The organism is Streptomyces sp. NPDC024687, from assembly GCF_055559055.1.
On the sequence record NZ_JBVHLJ010000008.1, the window covers coordinates 374,093 to 397,583 of the forward strand.

22 protein-coding genes are annotated in these 23,491 nt (G+C 71.0%); 13 read left to right on the forward strand and 9 right to left on the reverse strand.

The window, feature by feature from the left end; all coding sequences use genetic code 11:
• Nucleotides 1-35: 35 nt before the first annotated feature.
• The gene (locus ACZ39I_RS30495) at nucleotides 36-2,834 is read right to left on the reverse strand and encodes an aconitate hydratase (RefSeq protein WP_467247995.1); all 2,799 of its coding nucleotides are present in this window, start codon (nucleotides 2,832-2,834) and stop codon (nucleotides 36-38) included.
• Nucleotides 2,835-3,525: 691 nt separating this feature from the next.
• Between ACZ39I_RS30495 and ACZ39I_RS30500 the strand changes: the two genes are divergently transcribed.
• The 3 genes from ACZ39I_RS30500 to ACZ39I_RS30510 all read left to right on the forward strand — a co-directional run bounded on the left by ACZ39I_RS30500 (nucleotide 3,526) and on the right by ACZ39I_RS30510 (nucleotide 5,828).
• On the forward strand, nucleotides 3,526-3,726 hold the full coding sequence (locus tag ACZ39I_RS30500) for a DUF4236 domain-containing protein (RefSeq protein ID WP_123763654.1): 201 nt from the start codon (nucleotides 3,526-3,528) through the stop codon (nucleotides 3,724-3,726).
• 84 nt (nucleotides 3,727-3,810) lie between these two features.
• Nucleotides 3,811-5,340, forward strand: coding sequence for a helix-turn-helix domain-containing protein (locus tag ACZ39I_RS30505; protein WP_467247996.1), 1,530 nt, complete (start codon nucleotides 3,811-3,813; stop codon nucleotides 5,338-5,340).
• Nucleotides 5,341-5,432: 92 nt separating this feature from the next.
• Entirely contained in the window at nucleotides 5,433-5,828 is a 396-nt protein-coding gene (locus ACZ39I_RS30510) for a TOBE domain-containing protein (RefSeq protein ID WP_390001568.1), read from the forward strand.
• A gap of 18 nt (nucleotides 5,829-5,846) precedes the next feature.
• Here the strand turns inward: ACZ39I_RS30510 and ACZ39I_RS30515 are convergent, their stop codons facing one another.
• Nucleotides 5,847-6,536 (reverse strand): M24 family metallopeptidase, encoded by a 690-nt coding sequence (locus ACZ39I_RS30515; RefSeq protein ID WP_467247998.1) that lies wholly within the window; start codon nucleotides 6,534-6,536, stop codon nucleotides 5,847-5,849.
• A 189-nt stretch (nucleotides 6,537-6,725) separates the two neighbouring features.
• Between ACZ39I_RS30515 and modA the strand changes: the two genes are divergently transcribed.
• The 4 genes from modA to ACZ39I_RS30535 all read left to right on the forward strand — a co-directional run bounded on the left by modA (nucleotide 6,726) and on the right by ACZ39I_RS30535 (nucleotide 10,165).
• Nucleotides 6,726-7,553, forward strand: coding sequence for a molybdate ABC transporter substrate-binding protein (modA, locus tag ACZ39I_RS30520; protein WP_467248000.1), 828 nt, complete (start codon nucleotides 6,726-6,728; stop codon nucleotides 7,551-7,553).
• Nucleotides 7,550-8,419: a molybdate ABC transporter permease subunit gene (gene modB, locus ACZ39I_RS30525; RefSeq protein WP_451473947.1), complete on the forward strand. Its 870-nt coding sequence runs from the start codon at nucleotides 7,550-7,552 to the stop codon at nucleotides 8,417-8,419. The genes modA and modB overlap by 4 nt, the downstream gene beginning before the upstream one ends.
• A gap of 20 nt (nucleotides 8,420-8,439) precedes the next feature.
• On the forward strand, nucleotides 8,440-9,534 hold the full coding sequence (locus ACZ39I_RS30530) for an ABC transporter ATP-binding protein (RefSeq protein WP_467248001.1): 1,095 nt from the start codon (nucleotides 8,440-8,442) through the stop codon (nucleotides 9,532-9,534).
• Nucleotides 9,535-9,985: 451 nt separating this feature from the next.
• Nucleotides 9,986-10,165, forward strand: a complete 180-nt coding sequence (locus tag ACZ39I_RS30535) for a hypothetical protein (protein ID WP_359029004.1) — start codon at nucleotides 9,986-9,988, stop codon at nucleotides 10,163-10,165.
• Between the two features lie 23 nt (nucleotides 10,166-10,188).
• Here the strand turns inward: ACZ39I_RS30535 and ACZ39I_RS30540 are convergent, their stop codons facing one another.
• Nucleotides 10,189-10,617 (reverse strand): DUF6299 family protein, encoded by a 429-nt coding sequence (locus tag ACZ39I_RS30540; protein ID WP_467248003.1) that lies wholly within the window; start codon nucleotides 10,615-10,617, stop codon nucleotides 10,189-10,191.
• 242 nt (nucleotides 10,618-10,859) lie between these two features.
• Here ACZ39I_RS30540 and ACZ39I_RS30545 point away from each other — a divergent pair, with 242 nt between their 5' ends.
• On the forward strand, nucleotides 10,860-11,054 hold the full coding sequence (locus tag ACZ39I_RS30545) for a DUF5999 family protein (RefSeq protein ID WP_467248004.1): 195 nt from the start codon (nucleotides 10,860-10,862) through the stop codon (nucleotides 11,052-11,054).
• 44 nt (nucleotides 11,055-11,098) lie between these two features.
• Here the strand turns inward: ACZ39I_RS30545 and ACZ39I_RS30550 are convergent, their stop codons facing one another.
• Nucleotides 11,099-11,497 (reverse strand): RidA family protein, encoded by a 399-nt coding sequence (locus tag ACZ39I_RS30550; protein WP_467248005.1) that lies wholly within the window; start codon nucleotides 11,495-11,497, stop codon nucleotides 11,099-11,101.
• Nucleotides 11,494-12,621, reverse strand: a complete 1,128-nt coding sequence (locus tag ACZ39I_RS30555) for an acyl-CoA dehydrogenase family protein (RefSeq protein ID WP_467248007.1) — start codon at nucleotides 12,619-12,621, stop codon at nucleotides 11,494-11,496. Before ACZ39I_RS30555 ends, ACZ39I_RS30550 begins: the two co-directional genes overlap by 4 nt.
• A gap of 156 nt (nucleotides 12,622-12,777) precedes the next feature.
• Between ACZ39I_RS30555 and ACZ39I_RS30560 the strand changes: the two genes are divergently transcribed.
• The gene (locus ACZ39I_RS30560; RefSeq protein ID WP_467248094.1) at nucleotides 12,778-14,370 is read left to right on the forward strand and encodes an AMP-binding protein; all 1,593 of its coding nucleotides are present in this window, start codon (nucleotides 12,778-12,780) and stop codon (nucleotides 14,368-14,370) included.
• A gap of 15 nt (nucleotides 14,371-14,385) precedes the next feature.
• On the forward strand, nucleotides 14,386-15,198 hold the full coding sequence (locus tag ACZ39I_RS30565) for a PaaX family transcriptional regulator (protein WP_467248008.1): 813 nt from the start codon (nucleotides 14,386-14,388) through the stop codon (nucleotides 15,196-15,198).
• A 45-nt stretch (nucleotides 15,199-15,243) separates the two neighbouring features.
• Here the strand turns inward: ACZ39I_RS30565 and ACZ39I_RS30570 are convergent, their stop codons facing one another.
• Both ACZ39I_RS30570 and ACZ39I_RS30575 read right to left on the reverse strand, forming a co-directional pair.
• Complete coding sequence (locus tag ACZ39I_RS30570) at nucleotides 15,244-17,520, reverse strand: bifunctional salicylyl-CoA 5-hydroxylase/oxidoreductase (protein WP_467248010.1); 2,277 nt, start codon at nucleotides 17,518-17,520, stop codon at nucleotides 15,244-15,246.
• Between the two features lie 2 nt (nucleotides 17,521-17,522).
• On the reverse strand, nucleotides 17,523-18,350 hold the full coding sequence (locus tag ACZ39I_RS30575; protein WP_451473939.1) for an enoyl-CoA hydratase family protein: 828 nt from the start codon (nucleotides 18,348-18,350) through the stop codon (nucleotides 17,523-17,525).
• Nucleotides 18,351-18,679: 329 nt separating this feature from the next.
• On the opposite strand from ACZ39I_RS30575, the gene ACZ39I_RS30580 reads away from it, so the two are divergent.
• Nucleotides 18,680-19,132, forward strand: a complete 453-nt coding sequence (locus tag ACZ39I_RS30580) for an ATP-binding protein (protein ID WP_467248012.1) — start codon at nucleotides 18,680-18,682, stop codon at nucleotides 19,130-19,132.
• 3 nt (nucleotides 19,133-19,135) lie between these two features.
• On the opposite strand, the gene argF is transcribed toward ACZ39I_RS30580, so the two are convergent.
• Together argF and ACZ39I_RS30590 are read right to left on the reverse strand one after the other, a co-directional pair.
• On the reverse strand, nucleotides 19,136-20,143 hold the full coding sequence (argF, locus tag ACZ39I_RS30585; protein WP_467248014.1) for an ornithine carbamoyltransferase: 1,008 nt from the start codon (nucleotides 20,141-20,143) through the stop codon (nucleotides 19,136-19,138).
• A 102-nt stretch (nucleotides 20,144-20,245) separates the two neighbouring features.
• Nucleotides 20,246-21,469 (reverse strand): arginine deiminase, encoded by a 1,224-nt coding sequence (locus tag ACZ39I_RS30590; protein WP_403668789.1) that lies wholly within the window; start codon nucleotides 21,467-21,469, stop codon nucleotides 20,246-20,248.
• Between the two features lie 122 nt (nucleotides 21,470-21,591).
• Between ACZ39I_RS30590 and ACZ39I_RS30595 the strand changes: the two genes are divergently transcribed.
• A complete protein-coding gene (locus ACZ39I_RS30595; protein ID WP_467248016.1) occupies nucleotides 21,592-22,596 on the forward strand; it encodes an SPFH domain-containing protein in 1,005 nt (334 codons plus the stop codon).
• Complete coding sequence (locus tag ACZ39I_RS30600) at nucleotides 22,593-23,483, forward strand: NAD(+)/NADH kinase (protein ID WP_467248018.1); 891 nt, start codon at nucleotides 22,593-22,595, stop codon at nucleotides 23,481-23,483. Before ACZ39I_RS30595 ends, ACZ39I_RS30600 begins: the two co-directional genes overlap by 4 nt.
• Nucleotides 23,484-23,491 lie beyond the last annotated feature (8 nt).

Consider the following 23,491-nt stretch of genomic DNA (forward strand, 5'->3'; position numbering starts at 1 on the left):
CGTCCGAAGAACTCCGGAAAGGAGTCCGGAAGGACTTACTTGCGGATCAGGCTGCGGAGCACGTACTGCATGATGCCGCCGTTGCGGTAGTAGTCGGCCTCACCGGGGGTGTCGATGCGGACGACCGCGTCGAACTCGACACCCGTGTCGGTGGTGACCTTGACCGTGCGCGGCGTGCTGCCGTTGTTGAGCTCCTCGACACCGGTGAAGGAGAAGGTCTCCTCGCCGGTCAGACCGAGGGTCTCGGCGCTCGCGCCCTCCGGGTACTGCAGCGGCAGGACGCCCATGCCGATGAGGTTCGAGCGGTGGATGCGCTCGTACGACTCGGCGATGACGGCCTTGACGCCGAGGAGCGCGGTGCCCTTGGCGGCCCAGTCGCGGGACGAGCCGGAGCCGTACTCCTTGCCGGCCAGGACGACCAGCGGGATGCCCTGCTCGATGTAGTTGCGCGAGGCGTCATAGATGAACGACACCGGAGCGCCCTCGACGGTGAAGTCGCGGGTGTAGCCGCCTTCCGTCCCCGGCGCGATCTGGTTGCGCAGGCGGATGTTGGCGAACGTGCCGCGGATCATGACCTCGTGGTTGCCTCGGCGCGAGCCGTAGGAGTTGAAGTCACGACGCTCCACACCGTGCTCGGTGAGGTACTTGCCGGCCGGGGTGTCGGCCTTGATGGCGCCGGCGGGCGAGATGTGGTCCGTCGTCACCGAGTCGCCCAGCTTGGCCAGGACCCGGGCGCCCGTGATGTCGGAGACCGGGGTGGTCTCCATCGTCATGCCCTCGAAGTACGGGGGCTTGCGGACGTAGGTCGACTCGGCGTCCCACTCGAAGGTGTTGCCGGTGGGGATCGGCAGCGCCTGCCACTGGGCGTCGCCCGCGAAGACGTCGGCGTAGGACTTGTTGAACATGTCCTCGCCGATGGCGTTCGCCACGACGTCGTTGACCTCGGCCTCGGAGGGCCAGATGTCCTTCAGGTAGACCGGGTTGCCGTCCTGGTCCGTGCCGAGGGCATCGCGCGTGATGTCCACCTTCATGGAACCCGCGAGGGCGTACGCGACGACCAGCGGCGGGGACGCCAGGTAGTTCATCTTGACGTCGGGGTTGATACGGCCCTCGAAGTTCCGGTTGCCGGAGAGGACCGAGGTCACCGCGAGGTCGTGCTCGTTGACGGCCTGGGAGACCTCCTCCGGCAGCGGGCCGGAGTTGCCGATGCAGGTGGTGCAGCCGTAGCCGACCAGGTTGAAGCCGACCTTGTCGAGGTAGGGGGTGAGCCCTGCCTTGTCGAAGTAGTCGGTGACGACCTTGGAACCCGGGGCGAGGGTGGTCTTGACCCACGGCTTGCGGGTCAGGCCCTTCTCCACGGCCTTCTTCGCGACGAGCGCGGCGGCGACCATGACGTACGGGTTGGAGGTGTTGGTGCAGGAGGTGATGGCCGCGACCGTCACCGCGCCGTGGTCGATCTCGTACGTCGAGCCGTCGGGGGCGGTCACGGTGACCGGGTTGGACGGGACGGCCGCGCCGGTGCCCGCGTCGTGCTGCGGTGCGCCGGCGCCGTTCTCCTGGCTGCCGTAGGCGGGAGCGTCGGAGGCCGGGAAGGACTCGGCGCTCGCCTCGTCGACCGGGGAGGCGGACGCGGCGGCGGCCTGGGCGACGGGGGCGTCGACGTAGTTGAGGACGTCCGTCGCGAACTGCTCGGCCGCGTTGGCGAGGACGATGCGGTCCTGCGGGCGCTTCGGGCCGGCGATCGACGGGACGACCGTCGACAGGTCCAGCTCGAGCTTCTCGGAGAAGTCCGGCTCGGCCTTCGGGTCCAGCCAGAGGCCCTGCTCCTTGGCGTACGCCTCGACGAGCGCAAGCTGCTGCTCGGAGCGGCCGGTGAGCTTGAGGTACTTGATCGTCTCGTCGTCGATCGGGAAGATCGCGGCGGTCGAGCCGAACTCCGGCGACATGTTGCCGATGGTGGCGCGGTTCGCGAGAGAGGTGGCGGCCACGCCCTCGCCGTAGAACTCGACGAACTTGCCGACGACGCCGTGCTTGCGCAGCATCTCGGTGATGGTCAGCACGAGGTCGGTGGCGGTGGTGCCGGGCTTGAGCTCACCGGTGAGCTTGAAGCCGACGACGCGCGGGATGAGCATGGAGACCGGCTGGCCGAGCATCGCGGCCTCGGCCTCGATGCCGCCGACGCCCCAGCCCAGCACACCGAGGCCGTTGACCATGGTGGTGTGCGAGTCGGTGCCGACCAGGGTGTCGGGGTACGCCTGGCCGTTGCGGACCATGACGGTCCGGGCCAGGTGCTCGATGTTCACCTGGTGGACGATGCCGGTGCCCGGCGGGACGACCTTGAAGTCGTCGAACGCGGTCTGGCCCCAGCGCAGGAACTGGTAGCGCTCGCGGTTGCGGCCGTACTCCAGCTCGACGTTCTGCGCGAAGGCCTCGTTCGTGCCGAACTTGTCGGCGATGACGGAGTGGTCGATGACCAGCTCGGCCGGGGAGAGCGGGTTGACCTTCGCGGGGTCGCCGCCGAGCTCCTTGACGGCCTCACGCATGGTGGCGAGGTCGACGACACAGGGCACGCCGGTGAAGTCCTGCATGATCACGCGGGCCGGCGTGAACTGGATCTCCTGCGACGGCTGGGCCTGGGAGTCCCAGCCGCCGAGGGCGCGGATGTGGTCGGCGGTGATGTTCGCGCCGTCCTCGGTACGGAGCAGGTTCTCCAGGAGAACCTTGAGGCTGTACGGCAGGCGGGCCGAGCCCTCCACCTTGTCCAGCCGGAAGATCTCGTACGACTCGTCACCCACGCTGAGCGTGGCGCGGGCGTCGAAGCTGTTCGCCGACACGACAGTCTCCTTCATTTTTGTGCGCTTACCACCGCATCCTGCCGCCACGCCGTCCTGGCCGATCCGCTAAGGTAAGGCTAAGTTAGGTACGCCTTACTGCCAGACCCAGCGAACGTGCGACTGCGGTACGCCTCGGCAGATATCTCGATGTCGAGATAACTCTAGTACATGAGGCCGGGATGGTCATGCCCGGCCTCGCTGCGATGTCCCGCCGGAACCGGGGCGACCCCGCCCGTACGGGGCATCGGCGACCGCACCTCCGCCCTTTTCGGGTGCCCCAGCCTTCTCTTCCGGAGGCTGCTGTCGCGCTTCCCGCGGGCCGGATGGTGGGGCGTCGACGACTGCCGACGGTGCGGACGAAGTTCGACGCAGCCAAGTCCCCGCGGCCCTCACGCCGGACCGAGCGGAGACCGGCCGTTCCGGCCGCCGACGTTCCGGCGGCGCTCGCCGGATCCCCCTGCGAGACCGCCCGCGCCTGCCGCTCACCGTGACCACCCCGCACCGGCCCCTCTCGGGCACATGCACACGCGACAGGCCGGCGCCTGGGCATGTTCGGCCTCGGCAGACACGTTCGACTGCCCAACTCCCCCGTAACAGCAGGCCGATGCGAACCCGGCACCCATCACTTCGCCGAGCCGGGGTATTCGAACGACATCGAAAGCACACGACCGACCTTCAACGGGAGGCCCCCATGCCGCTCACGTTCCGCAAGAGTTTCCGGATTCTTCCCGGGGTGCGGCTGAACATCAACCGGCGCTCCTGGTCCATCACGACCGGTGGCGGAAGCCACGGACCGAAGCACACGCACAGCAGCACGGGACGTCGTACGACATCGGTTGATTTGCCCGGACCTTTCGGATGGCGTCGGACCCGTACCGCCAAGCGTCACTGACGTTTCCTCAGGTCCGCCCGGCCCCCTCCCCCGAACGGACGCCTCGGGAATGCGCCATCTCATATCTGAGATAGCCTCAAGCCCATGGCAGACGACTACCTCGTACGTATCGGCAGGCTCATCCGTGACGCCCGGCAGCACCGGGGCTGGACACAGTCGCAGCTTGCCGAGGCACTCGGCACCAGTCAGAGCGCCGTCAATCGCATCGAGCGCGGCAATCAAAACATCAGCCTTGAGATGATCGCCCGAATCGGTGAAGCACTCGACAGCGAAATCGTCTCTCTGGGCTACGCGGGCCCGATGCATCTTCGGGTGGTCGGCGGCCGTCGGCTGTCCGGCGCGATCGACGTCAAGACGAGCAAGAACGCGTGCGTGGCCCTGCTGTGCGCCTCGCTCCTCAACAGGGGGCGCACGGTGCTGCGCAGGGTCGCCCGCATCGAGGAGGTCTACCGCCTTCTGGAGGTGCTGAGCTCCATCGGGGTGCGCACCCGGTGGATCAACGGCGGCGTCGACCTCGAACTCGTGCCCCCGGCCGAGCTGGACATGGGCGCCATCGATGCCGAGGCCGCCGTCCGCACCCGCTCGATCATCATGTTCCTGGGCCCGCTGCTGCACCGCATGGACAGCTTCAGGCTGCCCTACGCCGGCGGCTGCGACCTCGGCACCCGGACCATCGAGCCGCACATGATCGCGCTGCGCCGGTTCGGTCTGGACGTCGCGGCGACCGAGGGCCAGTACCACGCCCGGGTCGACCGGGCGGTCCGCCCCGACCGTCCGATCGTCCTGACCGAACGCGGCGACACCGTGACGGAGAACGCGCTGCTCGCGGCCGCCCGCCACGACGGCGTCACCGTCATCCGCAACGCCTCCTCCAACTACATGGTCCAGGACCTCTGCTTCTTCCTGGAGAGCCTGGGCGTCAAGGTCGAGGGCGTCGGCACCACCACCCTGACCGTGCACGGCGTGCCGCACATCGACGTGGACGTCGACTACTCCCCCTCCGAGGACCCGGTCGAGGCGATGAGCCTGCTGGCCGCGGCCGTGGTGACGGAGTCGGAGCTGACGGTGCGCCGGGTGCCGATCGAGTTCCTGGAGATCGAGCTCGCGGTGCTGGAGGAGATGGGGCTCGACCACGACCGTACGCCGGAGTACTTCGCCGACAACGGCCGCACCCGCCTGGTCGACCTCACGGTCCGCCCCTCCAAACTGGAGGCGCCGATCGACAAGATCCACCCGATGCCTTTCCCCGGCCTGAACATCGACAACGTCCCGTTCTTCGCGGCCATCGCCGCGGTCGCACAGGGCCAGACCCTCATCCACGACTGGGTCTACGACAACCGGGCGATCTATCTGACAGATCTGAACCGGCTGGGCGGACGCCTCCAACTCCTCGACCCGCACCGGGTGCTGGTGGAGGGCCCGACCCGCTGGCGGGCCGCCGAGATGATGTGCCCGCCGGCCCTGCGCCCCGCCGTGGTCGTCCTGCTGGCGATGATGGCGGCCGACGGCACGTCCGTCCTGCGCAACGTCTATGTCATCAACCGCGGTTACGAGGACCTGGCCGAGCGGCTCAACTCGGTGGGGGCGCAGATCGAGATCTTCCGGGACATCTGACGCCCAGGACCTGCGACTTCCAGGACATCACGCCGAAGCGGTGGCGCGGGTCGGCCGCGCCGCCTGGCGCGAGGGCGCTTATCTTGGCGGCTATGCAGTCCTACACGATCGGCCAGGCCGCACGGCTGCTCGGCGTCAGCCCCGACACCGCGCGGCGGTGGGCGGACGCCGGGCGGGTCCCCACCCACCGGGACGACAGCGGTCGGCGCCTCATCGACGGGAGGGACCTGGCCGCCTTCTCCGTGGAGCTGGCCAAGGGGGATGGCGGCGAGGAGGAGACCTCCCGCACCTCCGCCCGCAACGCCTTCCCCGGCATCGTCACCGCGGTGAAGCTCGGCGATGTCGCGGCCCAGGTGGAGATCCAGGCGGGCCCGCACCGGCTCGTGTCGCTGCTGACGCGGGAGGCCGTGGAGGAACTCGGCCTGGAGGTCGGGGTGGAGGCCACCGCCCGGGTGAAGTCGACGAACGTGCACATCGACCGCACCTGAGCACGGCCACCGCCCGGGTCAGAGGGTGAGCAGTTCCTCGTGGAAGCCGCCGAACTCCCGCTCTTCGTCGATGAGATGGATCTCCAGGATCCAGTGACAGCAGCGTCCGGCCCTGTCGGTGCGGCGCAGCGGGGTGTCGTTGGCGGGGGTGATGTACGACTCCACGTCGGCGCCGTCGATCCACTCGTGCGGGAACTCTCCGACCAGGTGGCCGGCGTGCCAGCCTCCCAGCTTCCAGCCCGCCCCGGTCGCCAGGTGCTCGATCTCGGCGTACAGGCGCGCGCCGGTGATGTCCGGGTCGGCCTCGAAGCGGCGGCGGCCCGCGGCGAAGATTTTCGGCAGGTCGTCGCGGAGGCGGTGCTTGGCCGGGTCGTCGCCCACGACGAAGGTGCGGCCGAAGTCGGCCTCGTACTCCTCGAAGATCGGGCCGAAGTCCGCGAAGACGATGTCGTCCTCGCCGATCACGCGGTCCGGCGGGTTCTCCCGGTACGGCTTGAGCGTGTTCGGTCCGGAGCGCACGATCCGCTTGTGCCAGTGCCGGGTGGTGCCGAACAGGTCGTTCGCCAGGTCCCGGATCCGGTCGCTGACCGCCTGCTCCCCCGCGCCCGGCACGACCAGCCCGCGCTCCCCGATCTCCGCGAAGAGCCGCTCGGCCTTCGCCTGGGCGTCCAGCAGTTTCGCCGCGCGCGTGGGTTCGTCATCCGCCATGGGGCCGACCGTAATCACCCGGATCATCCGGCGGCAACTCCATTCATCGAGCCGTATGCCGTACAAACGCACATGCCAACCTCATGGATCAGGCATCCGGCTCATGCGATGCGACAGATGACTTTGCCCTTGCATCTGCGTCAGTATGATCGGCATGTGCCCGTGCGGACCAGAGGAAGTGGACCCGTGATGATCCCTACCGTGCTCCGGAGCCGCCGGACCCGCCGGTCCTTGCAGGTGGCCGGTGCAGGCGCCGCCGCGCTGCTGGCCCTGACCGCCTGCTCGTCGTCCGACTCGGACTCCTCGGCCGCGACGTCGGGCTCCTCCGCCTCGGACCGGCTCTCCGGCACGGTGACCGTCTTCGCCGCCGCCTCCCTCCAGGAGAGCTTCACGGCCCTGGGCAAGCGGTTCGAGCAGGACCACCCCGGCACCCGGGTCACCTTCAGCTTCGGGGGCAGTGACTCGCTCGCCGCGAGCATCACCGGTGGCGCACCGGCGGACGTGTTCGCGTCTGCCAGCCCCAAGACGATGAAGATCGTCACGGACGCCGGGGACGCCTCCGGCACACCCGCGACCTTCGTGCGCAACCGGCTGGAGATCGCCACGCTGCCCGGCAACCCGGACAAGGTCACGTCGCTGAAGGACCTCACGGACAAGGACCTGAAGGTCGTGCTGTGCGACAAGCAGGTGCCCTGCGGCGCCGCCGCGCAGAAGGCCCTCGACGCGAGCAGGCTGAAGCTGACCCCGGTCTCCTACGAGCAGGACGTCAAGGCCGCGCTGACGAAGGTCGAGCTGAAGGAGGCCGACGCGGCCGTCGTCTACCGGACCGATGTGCGCGCGGCAGGTGACAAGGTGGAGGGTGTGGAGTTCCCCGAGTCCGCCGACGCCGTCAACGCCTACCCGATCACCCTGCTCAAGGGCGCCCGGAACACGGACACCGCGAAGGCGTTCATCGCGCTCGTACGGTCCGCCGAGGGCCGGAAGGTCCTGACCGGGGCCGGGTTCCTCGAGCCGTGACCGTTCCCTCGTCGAGCAGGGCCGACGCCGCGACCGAGACCCTCCGGGGCGGGCCGCGGCGTCGGCGCGCCCGGACGGTCGGCGGCGGCCGCGGTGTGCCATTGCCCCTCCTCGTGCCCGCGCTGATGGGTCTGGCGTTCCTGATCGTGCCGCTGATCGCCCTCCTCGTACGAGCGCCCTGGCGGAGCATGCCCGAGCAGCTGACCGGCGCCGAGGTGTGGCAGGCGCTCCAGCTGTCCCTGGTCTGCGCCACGGCCGCGACCGCGGTGAGCCTGGTGCTGGGGGTTCCGCTGGCCTGGCTGCTGGCCCGCGTCGAGTTCCCCGGCCGCGGTCTGGTCCGTGCCCTGGTCACCCTGCCGCTGGTGCTCCCACCCGTCGTCGGCGGTGTCGCCCTGCTCATGGCGCTGGGCCGCAACGGGGTCGTCGGGAAGTGGCTGGACGCCTGGTTCGGGATCACACTGCCCTTCACCACCGCCGGGGTCGTGGTCGCGGAGGCGTTCGTCGCGATGCCGTTCCTCGTCATCAGCGTGGAGGGCACCCTGCGGGCCGCCGACCCGCGCTACGAGGAAGCGGCGACGACCCTGGGCGCCTCCCGCTTCACCGCGTTCCGCCGGGTCACCCTCCCGCTGATCGCGCCGGGCATCGCGGCGGGCGCGGTGCTGGCCTGGGCACGGGCGCTGGGCGAGTTCGGCGCGACGATCACCTTCGCCGGCAACTTCCCCGGCCGCACCCAGACCATGCCGCTGGCCGTCTACCTCGCCCTCCAGAGCGCCCCGGAGGCGGCCGTCGCCCTCAGCCTGGTCCTGCTGGCGGTGTCCGTGGCGGTACTGGCGGGACTGCGCGACCGTTGGATGACAGCAGGATGACACCGTTGGACGACAGCCGGATGACCGAGAAGCCCCGCCCCGCCCCCGACGCGACACCGGACGCGCCCGCCGCCCCCGGCGGTCTCGACGCCCGTCTCGTCGTGGACCGCGGAGCCTTCCGGCTCGACGTGTCACTGTCCGTCGCCCCCGGCGAGGTCGTCGCCCTGCTCGGCCCGAACGGTGCCGGGAAGACCACCGCACTGCGCGCGCTGGCCGGGCTGACCCCGCTCAGCGACGGTCATCTACGGCTGGACGGCGCCGCATTGGAGCGTACGCCGCCGGAGTCCCGCCCGGTGGGCGTCGTCTTCCAGGACTATCTGCTCTTCCCGCACCTCAGCGCCCTGGACAACATCGCCTTCGGGCCGCGCTGCCAGGGCGCGAGCAAGGCGGCGGCCCGCGCACGAGCCGCCGAGTGGCTGGACCGTATGGACCTCGCGGCCCACGCGGCCGCCAAGCCCCGCAAGTTGTCCGGCGGGCAGGCCCAACGCGTCGCGCTGGCCCGGGCGTTGGCCACCCGGCCCCGGCTGCTGCTCCTCGACGAGCCCCTCGCCGCCCTCGACGCCCGCACCCGTCTGGAGGTCCGAGCCCAACTCCGGCGGCACCTGGCGGAGTTCGAGGCCGTGGCCGTACTCGTCACGCACGATCCGCTCGACGCCATGGTCCTCGCCGACCGCCTCGTGGTCGTCGAACACGGCACGGTCGTCCAGGAAGGCGCCCCCTCCCACATCGCCCGCCACCCCCGTACCGACTACATCGCCCGGTTGGTCGGCCTGAACCTCTACCGGGGCGAGGCCGAGGGGCACACGGTCCGCCTGGAGGCGGGGCCCGCGCTCACCACCACGGAAGACCTCACGGGCCCCGTCTTCGTGGCCTTCCCGCCGAGCGCCGTGACCCTCCACCGCGAACCGCCCACCGGCTCCAGCGCCCGCAACCACTGGCGGTGCGAGGTCGCCGGCCTGGAGACCCACGGCGACCAGATCCGTGCCGATCTCACGGGCGAACTCCCCCTCGTGGCGGACCTCACGACGGTGGCCGCCGCGGAGCTCGACCTGCACCCGGGCGCGGAGGTCTGGGCGGCGGTGAAGGCGGCGCAGACGCACGCGTATCCGGTCTGAGGAGGCCCGGAGGTGCGGGGCCGCGCAGGCACCCTTGCCACCGCGGTGACCGGACGAATCCACCCCTCGGTCCCGCGGACCACCGAACCTGGCCCGGCGCGATGTGCGCCACCTGAACGGCTCAACGGGCGTATCGGCCCAGTCACCACACGACCGACCGGCGGGCTGGACACGTGACCGCCGCGCACACCTGACCGGTCCGGAGACGTGACCGGCAGGCCCCTGTCCGCCGGTCGGCTCGGTGGAGTCGCCGCTCCCCTCTCACTCGTACGGGCCTTCCGGGCAGGCCGTCCGGCCTGCCCGTTCCTAGCGTGAAGGCCTGCGTGGTGCGTCCGCCCGGCCCGCTCCCGGCCGCCGGCCCGAAGGAGGAGACCATGGCCCTGGCCACCCTCGAACACGGTTCCGACGTCCGGGCGGTCCCGCGGTGACCGCCGGGGACACCCCGCCCGCGCTGCGGTGCGCGAGCCGGCACTCCGGTCCGCGGGACGGGGAGGAGTGCGGGGCCCGCGCCCGTTTCCAGATCGCCTGCCACGCCCGGCCACCGCTGGTCGTGTGCCCTCAACACCTCGGTCCCGCGCTGCTGTTGGCCGAGGGTGTGCTGTGGCCGCCGGAGATCACACTCGTGCGCTGACCGCCCGGTGGGGATGGTCGTGCTCAGCCCTTCGTCAGCGTGATGTCCCGCTGCTCGGCGGCGTGGAAGCGGGGCAGCGGGAGACCGCCCTGGAGGCTGAGTTCCATGAGGGTGGCCTCGACGTGGGCCGCACCCGGTTCGAGCGTGCCCGAGGTGATCTTGCCCGTGTTCTCCCAGCTGCGCTGCAGGCCGTCGCACACCGCGCGGGTTCCGCCGATGCCGTACCGCACGGACGAGGAGCGCCCGCCCACGGAGGAGCTCACGAACACGGGGCCCGTACCGGCGGTGCAGCGGTAGGTGCCGGACAGGGTCACGGTCCCGTCCTCGGCGATACGGCCGACGGAGTCGACGGTGACGGTCTCGGACGCGTCGGCGCTCGCGGGCAGTGCGGGGGCGGCCAGCAGGAACAGCGCGGCACCGGCAGCGGCGGTGAGAGCGAGGCGAACAGGCATGGGGGTACCTCCCGGATGAGTGGAGTGAGGGCCTCCACTGCTACCGGCTACACGCCCGGACAGCCGTGATCGTCACTCCTTCGGTGGCGAGTCCGCACCGAGCGTCGTGGAACCGTCCGAGAGTTGTCCGCGTGTTGTCACGCTTCACGTCGGACCGTTCCGATGAGTCCGCGACGGGAGCATGGTCTACCCATACGGATACGGCCCCCACAGGGACGGTCCAACCAATGTGGAGGTGCGCCATGTGTTCTCACCGGTCTTCGTGCGCTTCGTCCGACAACACCGCCGTGCACATCGTCGCCGCCCATCCCGAGCAGGGCTGGAACCTGCTGTGCAACGGCGCGATCGTCTTCGACGACACCGGCGAGCTGCTTCCCGACGGCCGCGTCGTCGCCCCGCACCGGGTACCGACCGCACAGCTGGCCGTCGCCGCCTGATCATCGGCGGCATACGGCGGCCTCGCGCCGGAAGATCGGCGCCGCTAGGGCAGCACCGCGAACCCGTCGAGCTCCACCGCCGCCTGGTCGTCCCACAGCCGCACGACCTCGACGACGGCCATCGCGGGATAGTCACCGCCCGCCAACTCCCGCCAGATACCGCCCAGTTCGCTAGCGTGGGTGCGGTAGGCGGCGATGTCGGTGGCGTAGACGGTGACCCGGGCGAGGTCGGAGGGGGTACCGCCGGCGGCGGCGAGGGCGGTCAGGAGATTGGTGAGCGCCTTCTCGAACTGCTCCGGCAGGGAGTCGCCCACCACCTTGCCGTCGGTGTCGAGGGCCGTCTGCCCCGCCAGGAAGACCACCCGGGACCCGGTGGCGACGACCGCGTGCGAGAAGCCGGTGGGCGGGGAGAGTTCGGGCGGGTTGATGCGCTCGGCGCTCACGAGGCCTCCAGGTTCGCGTACAACTCCTTGGCGATGATGCCCCGTTGCACCTCGCTCGCTCCTTCGTAGATGCGCGGGGCGCGCACCTCCCGGTACAGGTGCTCCAGCAGATGTCCGCGCTGGAGGGCGCGCGCGCCGTGCAGCTGGACCGCGGTGTCGACGACGTACTGCGCCGTCTCGGTGGCCAGCAGCTTCGCCATCGCCGCCCGCTTGGGCACGTCCGGGGCGCCTTCGTCGTACGCCGTCGCCGCCGCGTACACCATGAGGCGGGCCGCGTCCGTGCGCAGGGCCAGCTCGGCGACGGCGTGGGCGACACTCTGGAGGTCCCTCAACCTGCCGCCGAAGGCCTCCCGCCGGGCGGTGTGCGCGAGGGTCGCGTCGAGCGCCGCCTGTGCCATGCCGACCGCGAAGGCGCCGACGCTGGGCCGGAAGAGGTTGAGGGTGCCCATGGCGACCCGGAAACCGCAGTCGACCTCACCGAGGACGTCGTCGGCGCTCACCGGAACGCCGTCGAGGGCGAGGGTGCCGATGGGGTGCGGGGAGAGCATGTCGAGGGCGGTGCCGGTGAGACCGGGGCGGTCGGCGGGCAGGAGGAAGGCGGTCACTCCACGGGCTCCGGCGCCGGGGGTGGTCCGGGCGAAGGCGGTGTAGAAGTCGGCTTCGGGGGCGTTGGAGATCCAGCACTTCTCCCCGGTCAGCCGCCAGCGGGAGGGGCCGTCGGGGACCGCGGACAGGGACAGTGCCGCCGCGTCCGACCCCGCCCCCGGCTCGCTCAGCGCGAACGCGGCCACCGCGCTGCCGTCGCCGACCGCCGGCAGCCAGCGCTCCCGCTGGGCCGGGGTGCCGTGGGCGTGGACGGGGTGGGCGCCGAGACCCTGGAGGGCGAGGGCCGTCTCCGCCTCCGTGCAGGAGTACGCGAGGGACTCCCGCATCAGACAGAGGTCGAGGGCCCCCGAGGTGAACAGCCGCTCCAGCAGGCCCAGTCGACCGAGTTCGGCGATCAGCGGACGGTTCACATGCCCCGGCTCGCCCTTCTCCGCGAGCGGGCGCAGCCGTGCCTCGGCGAGGGCACGCAGCTCCGCACACCGGGCGGTCTGTGACGGTTCGAGTGAGAATGCGGGCATTGCCGGTCCCCTCTCGTCGACAGGACCCCACGACAGTATCGCGTGCCGTTGACTGTCGTCACTAACACGATACGCTCCTTGTGCGAGCCCACCATCGACGCCCACCAGGCGGCCCACTCGGCCCACGCGGCCCACAAGGCAAGGGGGCGACCCGCCATGAACGTCTCGGCCCACGTCGACACCTTCGCGCGCGACCACCTCCCGCCCCCCGACCAGTGGCCCGAGCTCCGCTTCGACCTGCCGGAGCTGCAGTACCCCGATCGGCTGAACTGTGCCGCCGAGCTGCTGACGGGGCCGCCCGACGACCGCCCGGTCTTCCACACCCCGGCCGGGGACACATGGACGTACGGCACACTGCGCGCCCGCGTCGACCAGCTCGCGCATGTGCTCACCGGCGACCTCGGGGTCGTCCCCGGCAACCGCGTCCTGTTGCGCGGCCCGACCACGCCCTGGCTCGTGGCCTGCTGGCTGGCGGTACTGAAAGCCGGGGCGGTCGCCGTGACCGTGCTGGCCCAGCAGCGCCCGCACGAGCTGGCCACGATGTGCGAGATCGCTCGCATAGAGCACGCCCTGTGCGACATACGCTCCGTCGACGACCTCGCCAAGGCCGAGATACCGGGCCTCAGGATCACGACCTACGGCGGCGACGCCCCCGACGACCTCCTGAACCGCGAGGCGCCCGGGACGCCGTACCCCGCCGTGCGGACCGCTGCCGACGACGTGGCGCTGATCGCCTTCACCTCCGGGACCACCGGGCGCCCCAAGGGCTGTATGCACTTCCACCGGGATGTGCTCGCGACAGCCGACACCTTCTCCAGGCATGTGCTGCGGCCCCATGTGGACGATGTGTTCGCGGGCAGTCCGCCGCTCGGTTTCACCTTCGGGCTCGGCGGTCTGGTGGTCTTCCCGATGCGCGCGGGCGCCAGCTGCCTCCTCCTCGAACAGGCCGGTCCCCAGCAGTTGCTGCAGGCCGTCGCCGAGCACCGGGTCTCCGTTCTCTTCACCGCGCCCACCGCCTACCGCGCCATGCTCGACGGGCTCGACGCGTACGACGTCTCGTCCCTGCGCCGCTGTGTCTCCGCCGGTGAGAACCTGTCCGCGGCCACCTGGCGGGCCTGGCGGGAGCGGACCGGGCTGCGGATCGTCAACGGCATCGGCGCCACCGAGCTGCTGCACATCTTCATCTCCGCGGCCGACGAGGACATCCGGCCGGGGACGACCGGGGTGCCGGTACCCGGATGGCACGCGCGCGTGGTCGACGAGAGGGGTCACGAGAAACCCGACGGCGAGCCCGGACTGCTGGCCGTACGCGGCCCGGTCGGCTGTCGCTATCTCGCCGATCCCCGGCAGCGCGAGTACGTGCGGGACGGCTGGAACATCACCGGCGACACATACATCCGGGAGGACGATGGGTACTTCCGCTATGTGGCCCGCGCGGACGACATGATCATCTCCGCCGGGTACAACATCGCCGGACCGGAGGTCGAGGACGCCCTGCTGCGACACCCGGACGTGGTCGAGGCGGCGGTCGTGGGGCGGGCCGACGAGGCACGCGGTCAGGTCGTCGTCGCCTTCGCGGTGCTCAGGGAAGGTGCCGAACGTGATGCCGACGCGCTGCGCGCCTTCGTCAAGGGCGAACTGGCACCCTACAAATGCCCGCGCGAGATCGTCTTTCTGGACGCGCTGCCGCGCACGGCGACCGGAAAACTCCAGCGGTTCAGGCTGCGCACCGATGGTGACCAGCAGTGATCCACACGACCTAAGATGATCAACGTGTCCGACCAGCATGCACCACGGTCTCTCATCGTCACGCTCTACGGAGCCTACGGCCGCTTCATGCCGGGCCCCGTGCCCGTCGCCGAGCTGATCCGGCTGCTGGCCGCGGTCGGCGTGGACGCCCCCTCCGTACGGTCGTCGGTGTCCCGCCTCAAGCGGCGCGGGCTGCTGCTGCCGGCCCGCACGGCACAGGGCGCCGCCGGCTACGAGCTGTCCCCGGACGCCCGCCAGCTGCTCGACGACGGTGACCGGCGTATCTACGCGGTGACCCCGCCCGAGGACGAGGGCTGGGTGCTCGCCGTGTTCTCGGTGCCCGAGTCGGAGCGGCAGAAGCGGCATGTGCTGCGCTCCCGGCTGGCCGGACTCGGCTTCGGCACGGCGGCCCCCGGAGTGTGGATCGCCCCGGCGCGACTGTACGAGGAGGCCCGGCACACGCTCCAGCGGCTGCGGCTCGACCCGTACGTGGACTTCTTCCGCGGCGAGCATCTCGGTTTCGCGGCGACCGTGGAGGCGGTCTCCCGCTGGTGGGACCTGGCCGCGATCGCCAAGGAGCACGAGGCGTTCCTCGACCGCCACGCGCGCGTGCTGCACGACTGGGAGGAGCGGGCCGACACTCCGCCGGAGGAGGCCTACCGCGACTACCTCCTCGCCCTCGACTCCTGGCGCCACCTCCCCTACGCCGACCCCGGGCTGCCCGCCGCGCTGCTCCCGGAGGACTGGCCGGGCGGGCGGGCGGCGGCGGTGTTCCGGGGCCTGCACGAGCGGCTGCGGGACGCGGGGGCCACGTTCGCCGGTCTGTGATCCCGGGCCGTCACAGTCGCGCGGTACGCCGAGCGGAGCAGCCCCTCAAGCCCCCAGTCCGAGCCGGGGCTTGGGGGCGTCCGTGCGGCCGGTCTGTGGCCGACGGCTGCCCGCGCGGTACGGGTCGGGCCAGGCGACGCCGGGACCGTCGTACCCCTGCTCGGCGGCTGCGTGAAGGGTCCAGTGGGGGTCGTAGAGATGGGGCCGGGCCAGCGCGCACAGATCGGTACGCCCGGCCAGGATCAGTGAGTTGACGTCGTCCCAGGAGGAGATGGCACCGACCGCGATCACCGGGACGCCGGTCTCGTGACGGATCCGGTCGGCGTACGGCGTCTGGTAGGAGCGCCCGTACTCGGGGTGCTCCTCGGCCACCACCTGCCCCGTCGACACGTCGATCGCGTCGGCGCCGTGCGCGGCGAAGGCGCGGGCGATCTCGACGGCGTCCTCGGCCGTGGTGCCGCCTTCGGCCCAGTCGGTGGCGGAGATACGGACGGTCATGGGCCGTTCCTGGGGCCACACTCCCCTGACGGCGTCGAAGACTTCGAGCGGGAAGCGCAGGCGCTCGGCGAGCGAGCCGCCGTAGGCGTCCGTGCGCCGGTTGGTCAGCGGGGAGAGGAAGCCGGAGAGCAGGTAGCCGTGGGCGCAGTGCAGTTCGAGGAGGTCGAAGCCGGCTCGGGCGGCCCGCACGGCGGCATGCTTGAACTGCTCGCGGATGTCGGTCAGTTGGGCACGGCCGAGCTCGCGCGGGGTCTGGTTGGAGGGCTTGTAGGGGATCGGGGACGGCGCCACGACCGGCCAGTTGCCCTCGGGCAGCGGTTCGTCGATGCCCTCCCACATCAGCTTGGTCGAGCCCTTGCGGCCGCTGTGGCCGAGCTGCACACCGATCGCGGTGCCCGGCGACCGCGCGTGGACGAAGTCGGTGATCCGCTTCCAGGCCTCGGCCTGTCTGCCGGTGTAGAGGCCGGTGCAGCCGGGCGTGATGCGCCCCTCGGGCGATACGCACACCATCTCGGTCATCACCAGCCCGGCGCCGCCGAGCGCCCTCGCGCCCAGGTGGACCAGGTGGAAGTCGCCGGGGATGCCGTCGGTGGCGGAGTACATGTCCATCGGCGAGACCACGACCCGGTTGCGCAGGGTCAGACCGCGCAGCCGGAACGGGGTGAACATCGGGGGCGTGCCCGGCGGGCAGCCGAACTCGCGCTCCACGGCGCCGGTGAAGCGGGCGTCGCGCAGGCGCAGGTTGTCGTGGGTGACGCGGCGGCTGCGGGTGAGCAGGTTGAAGGCGAACTGGCGGGGCGGCTGGTCGAGGTGGAGGCCGAGGTTCTCGAACCACTCCAGGCTCGCGCGGGCGGCGCGCTGCGTGGAGGCGACGACGGGTTTGCGCTCCGCCTCGTAGGCCGCCAACGCCTCTGTCAATGACGGCTGTTCCTCCAGGCAGGCGGCCAGGGCGAGGGCGTCCTCCACGGCGAGCTTGGTGCCCGAGCCGATGGAGAAGTGGGCGGTGTGGGCCGCGTCGCCGAGCAGCACGGTGTTGCCGTGCGACCAGTGTTCGTTGACCACCGTGCGGAAGGTGGTCCAGGTGGAGTTGTTGGAGCGCAGAGGGCGGCCGCGGAGTGCTTCGGCGAAGATCTTGGCGCAGCTCTGCGTCGACTCCTGTGCGCTGACCTCGTCGAAGCCGGCCGCCCTCCAGACCTCTTCGCGCATCTCGATGATCACGGTGGAGGCGTCGGGCCCGTAGGGGTAGCCGTGGAGCTGCATCACGCCGTGCTCGGTCTCGGCGATCTCGAACCGGAAGGCGTCGAAGGCGAAGTCGGCGGCGAGCCAGATGTAGCGGCAGTGGTGCGAGATCACATGGGGGCGGAACACAGGTGCGTGGGCCCCGCGTGTGGTGCTGTTGACTCCGTCGGCGGCGATGACGAGGTCGTGCGTCTCCTGGAGACCGGCCGGGGCCCGCGTGCGGAAACGGAGGTCCACGCCGAGCGCGCGGCAGCGGTCGTGCAGTATCTCCAGGAGTCGTCTGCGGCCGAGGGCGGCGAAGCCGTGTCCTCCGGAGGTGTGCCGGACGCCCCGGTGCACGATGTCGATGTCGTCCCAGCGGACGAAGTCGGCCTGCATCGCCTCGTAGACCTCCGGGTCGGCGTGCTCGATGCCGCCGAGGGTCTCGTCGGAGAGGACCACTCCGAAGCCGAAGGTGTCGTCGGGGGCGTTGCGTTCCCAGACGGTGACTTCCCTGCGAGGGTCCAGGCGTTTCAGCAGGGCTGCCGCATAGAGCCCACCGGGGCCGCCGCCGATGATCGCGATGCGTCGCACGGAAGTGGACATGATCACCGCCCCTTCCACTTCGGCGGCCTCTTCTCCGTGAACGCCGCGTGGAACTCCCGGTAGTCCTCGCCGTTCATCAGCAGGGCCTGCGTCGAGGCGTCCAGTTCCACGGAGGCCGCCAGCGGCATGTCCAGCTCCGCCGTCAGCAGCGCCTTCGTCTGGGCGTACGCCAGGGCCGGGCCCTCGGCCAGGCGGTGGGCCAGGGCTCGGGCCGCCTCGTCCGCGCCGCCCTCCCCGGTCAGTTCGCTGATCAGGCCGATGCGCTCGGCCTCGGGGGCGCGGACCGGTTCGCCGAGCATGAGGAGGCGGGTGGCGTGGCCGAGCCCGACCACCCGGGGCAGCAGATAGGCCGCCCCCATGTCACCGCCGGACAGGCCGACCCGGGTGAAGAGGAAGGCGAAGCGGGCCGAGGGGTCCGCCACCCGGAAGTCGGCCGCCAGGGCGAGGACCGCGCCGGCGCCCGCCGCCACCCCGTGCACGGCCGCGATCACCGGGAACGGACACTCCCGTACGGCCCGCACCACCTGGCCCGTCATCCGGTTGAAGTCGAGGAGCTGGGCGGTGTCCATGGCGAGGGTCGCGCCGATGATCTCGTCGACGTCACCGCCGGAACAGAACCCGCGGCCCTCGCCGGCCAGGACCAGGGCGCGCACGGAACGCTCGCGGGACAGCTCCGCGAGCAGGTCGCGCAGGTCGGCGTAGGCGCCGAAGGTGAGCGCGTTGAGTTTGTCGGGGCGGGCGAGGGTGACCGTGGCGACGCCGTCGGCGAGGTCGACGCGCAGATGCTGCCAGTCGGGGGTGCGGGCGGCGGAGCCGGTGAAGGGGCTCATGATCGTGCGGCCTCCTCGTGCTCGGACGACGTGCGAGTGGCGAGGTTCCAGGTGCGCTCTGCCCTTCGAAGCTATCACTCATCTTTGACTGTCGTCACGAGCACGCAATAGCGGAATGGGAATGGCCTCGCCGGAGATGTGACCTGGCCCCGTCACATCCGTCACGGCTCGTCGACAGACCGGCAACGGCGGGATCAGCCGTGGGAGGCAAGCCGTTGCTACGGGTAAGCCGCCTGCCAACGGGGCCGAAGGTCCCGTACGGTGCCCGCCGGACGACTCTGCCGACGGCGCCGTACCATTCATCGGGTTGAAAGCAGGACAGCCTGCTCATGAACGGAACCGCCTTGCAAGATCGCCCCCCAGCCTCCGCGTCCTGGCGCATCGCGCTGCCGCATTCCGCCGCGGCCGTGCCCGTGGCGCGCGCTCTGGTCCGCACCGCGCTGGCCGAGCTGGAGCACGGGGCGGACTGCGACACCGCGGAGCTGCTGACGGCCGAGCTGGTGGCGAACGCCGTGGAGCACACGGTCGGCGACACCCCGATAGAGCTGGTCGTGGAGCTGCTGCCGACCGGCTGCCAGGTGGAGGTGCACGACCCGGACCCGGCGCCGCCGGGGCATCTCACCCGGCCGGACACCACGGAACCGGACCCCTGGCAGGAGCACGGCCGGGGGCTGCTCCTGATCAGGGCGCTCAGCTCGGCGTGCGGTCACCGCCCGACCGAGACCGGCAAGGCGGTGTGGTTCCACCTGAAGGCGGTGCCGCCTCAGTGGCACCCGGCGTGAGGTTCAGGCCAGCGTCGCGACCAGCACGGCCTTGATCGTGTGCAGGCGGTTCTCCGCCTCGTCGAAGACCACCGAGTGCGCCGACTCGAACACCTCGTCCGTGACCTCCAGGGACTCGAGGCCGTGGGTCTCGAAGATCTCCTGCCCCACCTTCGTACCGAGGTCGTGGAAGGCGGGCAGGCAGTGCAGGAACTTGACGTCCGCGTTCTCCGTGGCCCGCAGCACGTCCATCGTCACCGCGTACGGCGACAGCGCGGCGATCCGCTCGTCCCACACGTCCTTCGGCTCACCCATGGAGACCCAGACGTCGGTCGCGACGAAGTCCGCCCCCCGCACGCCTTCCTCAAGCGACTCGGTGAGGGTGATCCGCGCCCCGCTGTCCACGGCGAGCGCACGCGCCCGCTCGACGATGTCCTGCGCGGGCCAGTAGGCCTTCGGCGCGACGATCCGTACGTCCATGCCCAGCAGCGCACCGGTGATCAGATACGAGTTGCCCATGTTGAACCGCGCGTCACCGAGGTAGGCGAACGCGATCTCCCGGACCGGCTTCGCGGTGTGCTCGGTCATCGTGAGCACATCGGCCAGCATCTGTGTGGGGTGCCAGTCGTCGGTGAGCCCGTTGTAGACGGGCGCCCCGGCGTACGCCGCCAGCTCCTCGACCTTCTGCTGGCTGTCCCCGCGGTACTCGATCCCGTCGTACATACGGCCGAGCACGCGCGCGGTGTCGCGTACGGACTCCTTGTGCCCGATCTGCGAGCCGGACGGGTCCAGGTAGGTCGTCGAGGCGCCCTGGTCCGCCGCGGCGACCTCGAACGCGCAGCGCGTGCGCGTCGAGGTCTTCTCGAAGATCAGCGCGATGTTCTTCCCGCTCAGGTACCGGGTCTCGGCCCCCGCCTTCTTGGCGGCCTTCAGCTCGGCCGCCAGCTCGACCAGCCCGAGGAACTCCTGCTCGGTGAAGTCGAGCTCCTTGAGGAAGTGGCGGCCGGCGAGGGCGGTCGGAACTGTCGCCATGGGGGGCGCTCCAGAGGTACGTGATCAGACGGACCTTGGAAGTCTATACGACCTTCAGCATTTATATACAGACAGCTGTACGACCATGCGCACACGGGTTCCCTATACGGCCGCCCGTTCCACCGGGCAGCTCATGCAGCGCGGCCCGCCCCTGCCCCGCCCCAGCTCGCTGCCCGGGATCTCGATGACCTCGATGCCCTGCTTGCGCAGATGGGTGTTGGTGGTGGCGTTGCGCTCGTAGGCGACGACGACACCCGGCTCGACGGCGAGGACGTTGCAGCCGTCGTCCCACTGCTCGCGCTCGGCGGCGTGCACGTCCTGGGTGGCGGTCAGGACCCGGATCTCGCTCAGTCCGAGCGCGGCGGCGATCGCGCGGTGCATGTGCTCCGGCGGGTGGTCGGTGACCTTGAGTTCCTTGTCACCGACGCCGGGTTCGATGGTGTACGACCGGAGCATGCCGAGCCCGGCGTACTGGGTGAAGGTGTCGCCGTCGACCATCGTCATCACGGTGTCGAGATGCATGAAGGCCCGCCGTTTCGGCATGTCGAGGGCCACGATCGAGTGCGCGGACCCCTCGGCGAACAGCTTGTGCGCGAGCATCTCGACGGCCTGGGGCGTGGTCCGCTCGCTCATGCCGATGAGGACGGCGCCGTTGCCGATGACGAGGACATCGCCGCCCTCGATGGTGGACGGGTAGTCGGCCTGCCCCTCCGACCAGACGTGGAACGTTTCGTCACGGAAGAGCGGGTGGTGGCGGTAGATCGCCTCGAAGTGGACCGTCTCGCGCCGGCGGGCCGGCCGGCGCATGGCGTTGACGGCGACCCCGTCGTAGATCCAGGCCGAGGTGTCGCGGGTGAAGAGGTGGTTGGGCAGCGGGGCCAGGAGGAAGTCGTCGAGGTCCATCACATGGAAGCGCACGGAGGTCGGCTCCGGGTGCGCGTCCAGGAACTCCCGCTTGGTCATACCGCCGACGAGCGCCTCCGCGAGCTCTCCGGCGGGCAGCGCCTCAAAGGAGGCCCGGAGGTGGTCGGTGGCCAGCGGGCCGTACTCCTTCTCGTCGAAGACCCGGTCGAGCACGAGTGACCGGGCCTGCGGGATCTCCAGGACCTCGGTGAGCAGGTCGCCGAAGAGGTGCACGGCGACACCGCGGTCGCGCAGCACGTCGGCGAATCCGTCGTGCTCGGCGCGCGCCCGGCGCACCCAGAGCACGTCGTCGAAGAGGAGTGCGTCCTTGTTGCTGGGGGTGAGCCTTTTGAGCTCGAGATCCGGCCGGTGCAGGATGACGCGGCTGAGCCGCCCGGCTTCGGAGTCGACATGGAATCCCATGCCTCCATCCTGACCACCGAGGGGCCTCTTGACCCGCGGTCCGCCCGGCTTTCTTGTTCTCGTCCTCTTGACGACAACCCGCCCTTCCGGTTATCGTCCAACAGACGAAAAGAGGGGGCTCGATGGCCGACATCACCCGGCGCCTCGGCTGGCGCCATCTGCGCGGCGCACCCACGGCGCACATCCGGCACCACCGCGGCGGCACACTGCTGCACGACGGTCCCGGGCTCAGCTTCTGGTTCCGCGCACTGACGGCCGCGCTCTCCGAAGTCCCGGTGGACGACCGCGAGCTGGCCATGACCTTCCACGCCCGTACGTCCGACTTCCAGGACGTGGCGGTGCAGGCGACCGTGACCTACCGGATCGGTGACCCGGCGCTCGCCGCCGCCCGCCTGGACTTCTCGATCGACCCGGACACCGGGGTGTGGCGGGGTGCGCCCCTGGAGCAACTGGGCACGCTGCTCACGGAGACGGCCCAGCAGCACGCGCTCGACGTACTGGCCCGCACTCCCCTGTCCGTCGCCCTGGTCGACGGGGTGGCGGCGGTGCGCGAGCGGGTCGCGGCGGGCCTGGACGCCGAGCCACGGCTGCCGGCCACCGGCATCGAGGTGGTCGCCGTCCGCGTGATGGCGCTGCGTCCCGAACCGGAGGTGGAACGGGCCCTGCGCACCCCGGCCCGCGAACAGATCCAGCAGGAGGCCGACCGGGCGACCTACGAACGGCGGGCCGTCGCCGTGGAGCGCGAGCGGGCCATCGCCGAGAACGAACTGGACAGCAAGATCGAACTCGCCCGCCGCGAGGAGCAGTTGGTGGACCAGCGGGGCACGAACGCCCGCCGGGAGGCCGAGGAGCACGCGGCGGCGGACGCGGTACGGGCCGAGGCGGAGGCGACGCGGTCGGTACGGCTGGCTCGCGCGGAGGCCGACGGAGTGCGCGCGGTCGGCGACGCCAAGGCGCAGGCGCAGGCCGCCTGGCTGCGGGTGCACGCCGAGGTCGACGTCGCCACGCTGCACGCCCTCACCGGGGCCCGGCTCGCGGAGAACCTGCCGAACATCGACAGCGTGACGATCTCCCCCGACGTACTGACGGGGCTCCTGGCCAAGCTGGGCGCACGGGAGCCGGAGTGAGTCTCGCGCCACGGGCGGTCCTGGTCCATCGCACCACGGAGTACGAGGAGTTGGTGGCCCACCACGGCACCCACGGCCAGGCCGCCTTCTTCCTCTCCTCCCGGGGCCGGGACATCGGGGAGGTCTCCGAACGCCATGAGCGCACCCGGCGGGCGCTCGCCGAGGTGACCTCCGCGATTCCGCTGACCTGGCGTCAGGCGCGGGTGGAGCGGGCCGACCTGGACCGTTTCCTGTTCGCTCCCGAGGACGTCGTGATCGTGGTCGGCCAGGACGGACTGGTGGCGAACGTGGCCAAGTACCTCTCCGGTCAGCCGGTGCTGGGCATCGACACCGAGCCCGGCCGCAACCCCGGTGTCCTGGTGCGGCACCGACCGCGGGACACGGCCAAGTTGCTGGCGGTGGGTGGTGCGAGTGTCGACGAGTTGACGATGGTCGAGGCCGTGGCGGACGACACCCAGCGGCTCGTCGCGCTGAACGAGATCTACCTGGGCGCCGCCGGACACCAGACCGCCAGATACCGCCTGGGCCTGGAGGGCGACGGGGGTGTCGTCGAGGCCCAGGCCTCCTCCGGGGTGCTGGTGGGCACGGGGACCGGAGCCACGGGCTGGCTCCGGTCCGTGTGGCAGGAGCGGGGCGCCGCCCTACGGCTGCCGGGACCGACGGAGACCCGCCTGGTCTGGTTCGTCCGCGAGGCCTGGCCCTCCCCGGCCACCGGCACCTCGCTGACCGCCGGCGAACTCCCCGCCCCCGCCCGCCTCCGCCTCACCGTCGAGTCCGAACGCCTGATCGCCTTCGGGGACGGGATGGAGGGCGACTCGCTGGAGCTGACGTGGGGGCAGACCGTGGAGGTGGGGGTGTGCGGGGAGCGGTTGCGGTTGGTGGGGTGAACCACGCC